A 7,713-nucleotide genomic window follows, 5' to 3' on the forward strand; every position below is an offset into this window, starting at 1 on the left:
TAATCGTATGAACCATCTTCGGCAGCGTATCATAATATTGCCACCACGCACGTTTTAATAGATTCCCTTCCGCTGCGGTTGGTCTGCCTTGATATAATGAGTTAAAGCTACTTGGATATCGTTTCCTTTCTTGTATGAATTCAAGTCCATATCGCTCGGGCCACAGCGGTTCTCCTACAGCTCGTCCTATCACATCGTCTTCCTCGGCTTCCAGTGGAAGGTTGTAGACTTGCCACGGTAACGGCTTCCCGTATTCTTCGCTGAGCAACCTACCTTGTAAATCGTCTTCATGCCATCTTGTGAGAATAAGAATAACAATAGCGCCTGGATGTAAACGAGTAGAAAAGCTGTCTATCCACTCATCCCATATCTTCCCGCGATGCGTTTCACTATCCGCTTCTTCACGGTTCTTAATCGGGTCATCGATAATCATTAAATCCGCACCCATACCCGTGATACCGGATAGTACACCACGTGAAATCATGCCACCTATCTCATTATCCAGTAACCATTCATCATGTGCCGAGCTTTCTTTCGAAATTTGGATATCGAATAAATCCGCGCCATATTGTTTCACCTTTTCTTTATTCTTTTTCCCAAAACGACGAGCGAATGTATCACTATAGCTAATTTCAATCACACGGTCTTCTGGAAAATTACCTAAATAGTAAGAAGGCAAGGTTTCCGTAATGGTCATGGATTTACTATGACGCGGTGGCATATTAATAGCAATGTATTGGTTCGTGGTTGGAATCTCGCCTGCGTTCATTTGTTTCTTTTTATCCATCGCTTCCTGAATGACACCACCAACAAACTCACTATGCGGTGCTTTCTTGTATCTACCTTCATGGACATAACACACGTACTCATAATAATCACGACGCGCGATTTCCCTTTGTATGTCTTCAACTGTCGGTAGATTTTTTGAGGATGCTTTCAATTTGTTTCAACTCCTCCACAGACAAGTTGCTCAATTCCGGCTTTTGTACAACGGTTTGCTTCATTTCTCCGCTATGATCAATTTCCCGTCTATCACGCCATGCTTGTGGCTTACGGTTCTTTAACCAGAAGATGATGGCTGTTGAATCTGGTGGGACTTGTCGCTTCACTCGTTTGGTTTCCACACTTTCACAATCATCTTCATTCTGTTGTCTTTCCACAGTGACTTCCTCATACGTATAACCAGTGGCTCTCTTAAACAGAGCATTCTCTACTTCACGATCCACTACTTCTTTTCCACGACGTACAGCTTGGTCCATGATTGGGTGTTTCTTTCTCCAATTGTGAAGCGTAACGCGAGTAACCCCCATGTTATGCGCAATTTGTTCATCAATGAGACCATCTCGTGCCCATCCTTCAATCTTTAATAATCCTTCTTTGGTTAACCATCTTTTAATTTTCGTCATCGCTCTCACCTCACCCAAAATAAAACAGCAGCGATATCTCGCTACTTTACATTTGTTTTATTGTTTTTCCATTATTTCTTTTGCTTTGGCATAAATAGTAGAGCGTGGAACATGAGTCATTTTAGATATATCATTTACACTTAATCCATTCTCATCACGATGAAAGAACAAATTCATTGCCTGCTTAATTTGTTTCTCATCTTGTCCTTTACGTCCCATATGCTTCCCTTTTTCAATGGCTCTTGCTCTACCTTCTGCTGTTCTTTCATTAATCAAATCTCTTTCAAATTCAGCAATGGCACCTAACATAGTAAACATGAGCTTTCCTGAAGGTGTAGAGAAGTCAATTTGCTCTTTTATAAATACAACTGATATCTCTCGTTCATTTAACTCTTTCACAATCTTTTGTAAATCAAATGTAGAACGAGCTAATCGGTCTATTTTATAAATGACCAATTTATCTCCAGGTCTTAGATATTCTAACGCTTTTTTAAGTTCTTCACGGTCACTCTTGGCTCCACTTTGTTTTTCCATAAATATCTTTTTACAACCAAATGATTCTAACTTTTCAATTTGTAACCCTAAATCCTGATCTCTTGTACTTACACGTGCATATCCGACTAACTCCATTCAAACCTCCCCTTTCAAACGTCTAAAAGATATAAGTCTTATGTACGTTTTATTCTAGACTATCTTTTAGATGGAATCAAGAAGAAAATTCTATTCAAATCACATTGTTTTCGTTACTTAAACATTATGTCTAAAACTCTCAACTTTTGGACACACAAACAAAAAGAGTTAATCCTGATTTATTAAAATAATAGCCGGTCCTTCCACAACTGCTCCAGCCACTTCTACTTTTACATGTGGCTCTACATGGATTGATGTAACTTCATCTCGTTTCTCTAACTCTTCACTCATATCTTTTGTAGATATGTTCTTTAGGTTCATTTTATAATTCCTCCTCTTTTCAGGTGTAAAGAATATAAAAGAGAGCAACCGCGCCAGTTGGATGCATCACTACCAATTTTATAAATTTGATTGGCGTATAACGAATAGACAAACTCATCTTATTCCAAAACAAGCTCTTCTTCTTTTTTACTTACATACTCTATATAAAAACGTTAAAAAGGAGCTGAACCGACATGTATCCTTCCTATTATGTCCCCTGGCAACAGTGGCATGTTACTCATCCCCACCATACTTGGCAACAATGGCATCATACGATGTGGCCTAACTATATAAATTGGAATCAATGGCATACTACCCATCCACACGGAACTTGGCAGCAGTGGCACCAACTTTATCCAATCTCCTACCATCGCTAAATGTAATTTCCACTTCAAAGCACTGTTTCTTTCACCATTTTTGATAAAAATATACTAAAAGAGCATCCACATGAGGATGCTCTTCCATTTATAATCTAATACATACTGATTTTTTTGCAAAAAATCATTTAATAATAACAGTTGTGCCTTTTTCTACTTCGTTATACAACCATTCTACATCTGCATTGTTCATACGAATACATCCATCACTGATTTTCATGCCAATCGTTCCGGCTTGATTTGTTCCATGTATACCATAGGTATCCCCCTTCGTACCTTTGATATTCAAGCCAATCCAACGTGTTCCCAATGGATTATTCGGTGCACCACCTGCAATCTGCTTTTTATAAAATGGGCGATTTTGCTCTTTATATACGACTGTAAATCTTCCTGCCGGAGTTGGATTCTCTCTCCTTCCTGTTGTAACAGGAAATGATTTGATGACCAACTTATTCTTCACATAGTACAATTTATGTTCCTCACGTTTAATTACAATATACTTATCTGTTGAAGCATATGCTTCTGTAGCATGTACCCACAGCGCACAAGGAAAGACTAGCATCAACACAAATAGAAATTTATATAGTGTTTTCAATATGAATCACCTCCTATCCTATACTCTTCTGTAGGAATGGTGATTTTATGCAACACACTTCAAAAAGAAAGCACCCATTTGTTGGATGCTTTTCACTATGAGTATTGAAATATGAAAAACGAAGGGCTGTCCCTACTTTACTATATGTTTGCCTTTATAAAAGTGATACGAAAAAAACACCCGTTTTCACGAGTGCTTTCGAATAGAAAGGTAACGATCATGCCTCATTCTATTTACTGTACTATATGCTTGTCCGCTTTAAACGGTGCATTGGAAAAGAGCATCCATGCCCGTAGATGCTCTTCGTAAATGAGATGCTTTTTATGTTGAGTATGAAATAAGTTTTTTACGCTTATTTCATACTTTAATGTATGTTTTCTTTTTTTTATTTTGTTACTATCATTACGGTACGTGATATTTCAAAATGTATATTCACCTACATTCATGTACACCTTATTTCTAAAAAGGAGCTCCCTATGCGATTTTCACCATTCTTATTTATTATTATTACGGTATCTTTCATTCTCTGGTTTTGGTACGTTATCTTATTTCGATAAAGCGAACGATTTACTCTCCGTCTCTATCAAAAAAGCCATATATCAATGCTGTAATCACTAAAATAGCTTGTAAACTGTATTTCAATAGCGTATTCATATCTGGATTCTGATACGAGTATACTTGTAATATACCACTTAAAACAACTAATGTTGCATATACAAACAAACTACCTGTACTTACTTTCATATACAGCTCCTCTTCTTTCATAAATGTCTATGCTATTACTATAAACCATTTTGGCAAGAGATTCTGTGACCAGAATGTAACCCACAAACAAGTCACATTATAATGCATCTATAAACTTGACAACCTTCATTACTTCTGCATGTCTCCGTCTGATATAATCAGGATTATAATTCAGTTCACTTGCAATATTCGCTAATGTCAATCCATCCACATATTTCAACTTCAGTATTTGGTGCTCTAGTCCTTCGAACTTACAAATTAGCTTATTTAAATCCCACATATCATTCATTTTATGAGCTAATTCATATTCAATTGTGGCAATCCGTTCTTCTACCTTCGCGCCTTCTGATTCAGCTGTTAAACGAACATCTTGCAAATCACCACTTACCCAGCGTTTTAACTCTCTTTTACTACGCTGTAGGTCAAACTCAATATACGCAATTTCCCCTTCCAATTCTTGATATATTTTTAGCCAGTTAAACAAATGATGATTCACCTACTCCCTTTCATCATCTTCTTTATGACTCTAATAATCCTCGTTTTTTCAATTGCTGGCGGATCGTACCCTTGTCATATCCCAATATTTCCGCTATTTGAACGTATGTCAGACCTTCCTTTTTTAATTCCATTACATCCTGACATACTTTATCCCACTTCACTTTTGTTTTATACTCTCGACTTTTTTCATCTGTAATCAGGCTGGTTCCTAATTGCTGAATTTCTTGCCCAATTTTACACGTTTCTGTGCAGTATGGGTGTGTTTTCCCTCCATGGTATTCACAACTCTGACAATGACCATCTAGTAAATCTAAAATACGAATTCTCATTTTTCTTGCGTCCATATTTCATTCTCTCCTCAGTCTTTTCGTTTGTCTTTATTATACCGAGGTTATTTGTGAGGACACATTTGGAAGGACCAGAAATCCACACTTTCTGTAAAAACGATTAGAATCCTTTCTGAGCGATTCTACCCTCCCGGATACCTTATGATATTCAGAAAGGATTTAAATCCATTTTACTAGGATTCTGTCAGTCTTTTTTTGACTCAAAAGTCTGGTGCATGGTGAACCAGACCTTTCATCTAATTTTCTTTAACCTCAACTACCTAACCACATTTACACGTACGTTTAAACATATCCTCTACAATTTCTAGCGTTCCTTCTCCATCCCCAATCATTTCATTCCCACATTGTTTACATTTCCCATACTCATTCGTCAGTTCCAGCGTTTTTCAAGCATCCATTCTTTCCCCTCCTGCATAAAATTCTAATTTTGAATCATACTATCCATAGGCCACATATGGCCATACTCCTTAATTCCATGAATGAAGTTTCTCCTGTTATCAACACGCCGAGCAGTTAGCTTTTTGCTAGCTGCTTTGTTATGTTGTATACATGTATATGATTTGGGCATACTATGCCTATACCAATTGGTTTTTGTTATCAACTCATTTTTCCTCTTTGGAACTCTTATATAAGAGTTCTTTTCTTTGCACAAGTTACATACTCATTCCCTCATGCATTATACCACGTACTCTTTACAATAAGAGTCTTGGTCAAGGGCATCTCTGCGTAGATGCTCTTTTAATTTTTTCACATATTATTTTTGAAATGACACATACTAGAAACACTTGATTTCGAACCTTTCTGTTCTACCGGAGGAACTCTTGCGCAGGAGTTCCTTTTATACGATACAAGTGGAACGCTTGTACCATTATATTCATAATCTATATAAAAAAAAAGCATTTTTAAGTCGTAAGGAAGCACCTTGCCCAACCTAGGACTGGTATAATTTATATCAGTCTTTTTTATGCAACTTTACATCGTTTCTTCCAGCAGCTTCATCAATTCCGCCTCCATCCCTTCATACAAATCTCGACCATCCGGCAATTTAAATATGTCTTTCTCTATCAATTGTTCAATGAGTATATCTTTGTTGCTCATGTTTCCTCCTAGCTTAAATAAACCCTTTTTTCAATAACTCACGAGCCATGTATAAAAAGTGATGATAAATATAATTACCCGTGGTAATCGGATCAATGAAAACTGTAGAAAATCCATATCGTACTTCAAACGTTTTTAAACTACCTAATAAAGATTTCGGTTCGTACTTACTCCGGTATGTTCCATTCAATATCTTCTGGTATCCTTCCAAGTCTTCCACAATCAGAACAAATGGATGTTTCGATGCGCGGATGAGTTCATTTTCAAAACGTGTACGGTCTTTGATACTTTCAACCAGTTCGTCCACACCATTCTTTCTCTCCACACCGGCCGTGAGGTATACATCCCTGGTTAAACCCATTTCTAAATTCTTGGGAATCATCGCAGAATAATCACATGTTTTCATCCCATGAATTTTAAACGGTACTTTCTTTTTACGGAAATAGTCCAACACATGCTGATTCTTCTGTTCTCTCGTGTCTACAATGATCTCTAATGTGGATAGGATTGCTTTTAATTCTGATTCTGAATAGCGGTAGTGAATGGATGACACCTATTTCCCTCCCCTCAAGGGCCACATAATACGTGTGTCTTTTTTATTTTTACACGCTATATGATAATGATTGATTCCACCTGTATCTGCAGGCTGCATCAATCGAATCACTCCATCTTGTATTTCCTTTTTGCAAATCTCACAAATTTTTGGCATAAAAAATCCCCCTACTATTTATTTTTTTTCGAAAATCCGTTCGTTTTCACTACATAAAAATAAAGTTAATCATGAAAGGTAACAAATAAGGTAACAAAAACACTATGCACTTATTATTCCATTCCATCTTACTCTCCCAAGGGTTTCAAGATTTATAAGAATAAAAAGGTAACAAATAAATCGTGTACCTTGTTACCCCTCTCCGCCTTACTCCCCCAAGGGTTTCAACCTTCCAGGTAACAAAAGTAACAACTTTTCGAAAAAAAACACTATATATAACACATATAAAAATGAAAGGAATTTTTTATTTCCATACGTATATATTTTTACTTGTTACTTCTGTTACTTTTGTTACCTATATACTTCTATCCCTTACAGCTCTAAGGATGAAGGGGGTAACAAGATATCATATTTACTCGTTACCTTTTGCTACTACTTGTTACCTTTTTGATTCATCTGCTTATAAATACAAATCCTATGATGAAGGCAATAGAATCGTTCTAAAAAACATTTTTATGGATTTCTTCAAAATCGAAACCTAATTGTTCTACATATTCCATATTGACAGGGATTGCTCGAAAATTCTTTCCTTTGTGTTTAACTTGCCTATAGTCCACGTATGATTCTTTTTCTTGTTTCCCTACCGTTATCCCGCGTTTTAACCATTCTCTACGTGTTGCCTTCTCTTCCAACCCAAGAAACTTTGAAGTGAAAGCTGGCATCATATATAGTTGACCACCCTTATAAATCGCCTTATTATTTTGTGGTTCCCATGTATAGAAAATATCTTGCCTACTACTATCTAAATCTGTAAGAATCTCTTCTAAAAATTGCATTGGCTTATCTGTCGCTTTATTTTCCTTTGCGATTTCATCAAACAAATGAGATATAGCTTGTAAATTCACATCTAGCTGTAATGTTTCTTTCAGTATGCTCCCGGTAAAGTGAACGGCTGCATAGTATCCCGCAAGTCTCGTTAGCACTTCAT

Annotated in this window: 12 protein-coding genes and 1 pseudogene; all 13 read right to left on the minus strand. The window is 36.7% G+C overall.

The genetic code is table 11. From position 1 onward, the window contains the following. Positions 1-940, minus strand: a 940-nt coding sequence (locus ACODS7_RS30095; RefSeq protein WP_488828320.1) for a terminase large subunit domain-containing protein, incomplete at its 3' end; no start/stop codon positions are given. Continuing rightward, complete coding sequence (locus ACODS7_RS30100) at positions 906-1,406, minus strand: hypothetical protein (RefSeq protein ID WP_197229263.1); 501 nt, start codon at positions 1,404-1,406, stop codon at positions 906-908. The genes ACODS7_RS30095 and ACODS7_RS30100, both read right to left, overlap by 35 nt. A gap of 57 nt (positions 1,407-1,463) precedes the next feature. Beyond that, a complete protein-coding gene (locus ACODS7_RS30105) occupies positions 1,464-2,036 on the minus strand; it encodes a recombinase family protein (RefSeq protein WP_243169167.1) in 573 nt (190 codons plus the stop codon). Between the two features lie 168 nt (positions 2,037-2,204). Then, positions 2,205-2,357: a BC1881 family protein gene (locus ACODS7_RS30110; RefSeq protein WP_243169166.1), complete on the minus strand. Its 153-nt coding sequence runs from the start codon at positions 2,355-2,357 to the stop codon at positions 2,205-2,207. 501 nt (positions 2,358-2,858) lie between these two features. Continuing rightward, on the minus strand, positions 2,859-3,329 hold the full coding sequence (locus ACODS7_RS30115; RefSeq protein WP_243169165.1) for a L,D-transpeptidase: 471 nt from the start codon (positions 3,327-3,329) through the stop codon (positions 2,859-2,861). A 567-nt stretch (positions 3,330-3,896) separates the two neighbouring features. Next, the gene (locus ACODS7_RS30120) at positions 3,897-4,073 is read right to left on the minus strand and encodes a hypothetical protein (RefSeq protein ID WP_197229226.1); all 177 of its coding nucleotides are present in this window, start codon (positions 4,071-4,073) and stop codon (positions 3,897-3,899) included. A gap of 97 nt (positions 4,074-4,170) precedes the next feature. After that, entirely contained in the window at positions 4,171-4,557 is a 387-nt protein-coding gene (locus ACODS7_RS30125) for a hypothetical protein (protein WP_197229227.1), read from the minus strand. A 34-nt stretch (positions 4,558-4,591) separates the two neighbouring features. After that, entirely contained in the window at positions 4,592-4,915 is a 324-nt protein-coding gene (locus ACODS7_RS30130; RefSeq protein WP_243169164.1) for a zinc-finger domain-containing protein, read from the minus strand. A 263-nt stretch (positions 4,916-5,178) separates the two neighbouring features. Further along, positions 5,179-5,298 carry a DUF3797 domain-containing protein gene (locus ACODS7_RS30135; RefSeq protein ID WP_243169177.1) on the minus strand — a complete coding sequence of 40 codons (120 nt, stop codon included), beginning with the start codon at positions 5,296-5,298 and terminating at the stop codon, positions 5,179-5,181. 592 nt (positions 5,299-5,890) lie between these two features. Beyond that, positions 5,891-6,016: a Fur-regulated basic protein FbpA gene (gene fbpA, locus ACODS7_RS30140; RefSeq protein ID WP_243169163.1), complete on the minus strand. Its 126-nt coding sequence runs from the start codon at positions 6,014-6,016 to the stop codon at positions 5,891-5,893. Positions 6,017-6,029: 13 nt separating this feature from the next. Further along, positions 6,030-6,569: an ERCC4 domain-containing protein gene (locus ACODS7_RS30145; protein WP_243169162.1), complete on the minus strand. Its 540-nt coding sequence runs from the start codon at positions 6,567-6,569 to the stop codon at positions 6,030-6,032. Next, positions 6,570-6,725 (minus strand): hypothetical protein, encoded by a 156-nt coding sequence (locus ACODS7_RS30150; protein WP_243169161.1) that lies wholly within the window; start codon positions 6,723-6,725, stop codon positions 6,570-6,572. Between the two features lie 500 nt (positions 6,726-7,225). Then, positions 7,226-7,713, minus strand: a pseudogene (locus tag ACODS7_RS30155) (DUF927 domain-containing protein); the annotation flags it as partial.

The sequence above is a fragment of the Bacillus sp. FG16 genome, from assembly GCF_057809515.1.

What these genes read in the sequence shown, in the direction of transcription:
- ACODS7_RS30100 (WP_197229263.1), bottom strand. Translation starts at nt 1,406, where the DNA reads ATGACGAAAATTAAAAGATGGTTAACCAAAGAAGGATTATTAAAGATT.
- ACODS7_RS30105 (WP_243169167.1), bottom strand. Translation starts at nt 2,036, where the DNA reads ATGGAGTTAGTCGGATATGCACGTGTAAGTACAAGAGATCAGGATTTA.
- ACODS7_RS30110 (WP_243169166.1), bottom strand. Translation starts at nt 2,357, where the DNA reads ATGAACCTAAAGAACATATCTACAAAAGATATGAGTGAAGAGTTAGAG.
- ACODS7_RS30120 (WP_197229226.1), bottom strand. Translation starts at nt 4,073, where the DNA reads ATGAAAGTAAGTACAGGTAGTTTGTTTGTATATGCAACATTAGTTGTT.
- ACODS7_RS30130 (WP_243169164.1), bottom strand. Translation starts at nt 4,915, where the DNA reads ATGGACGCAAGAAAAATGAGAATTCGTATTTTAGATTTACTAGATGGT.
- fbpA (WP_243169163.1), bottom strand. Translation starts at nt 6,016, where the DNA reads ATGAGCAACAAAGATATACTCATTGAACAATTGATAGAGAAAGACATA.
- ACODS7_RS30150 (WP_243169161.1), bottom strand. Translation starts at nt 6,725, where the DNA reads ATGCCAAAAATTTGTGAGATTTGCAAAAAGGAAATACAAGATGGAGTG.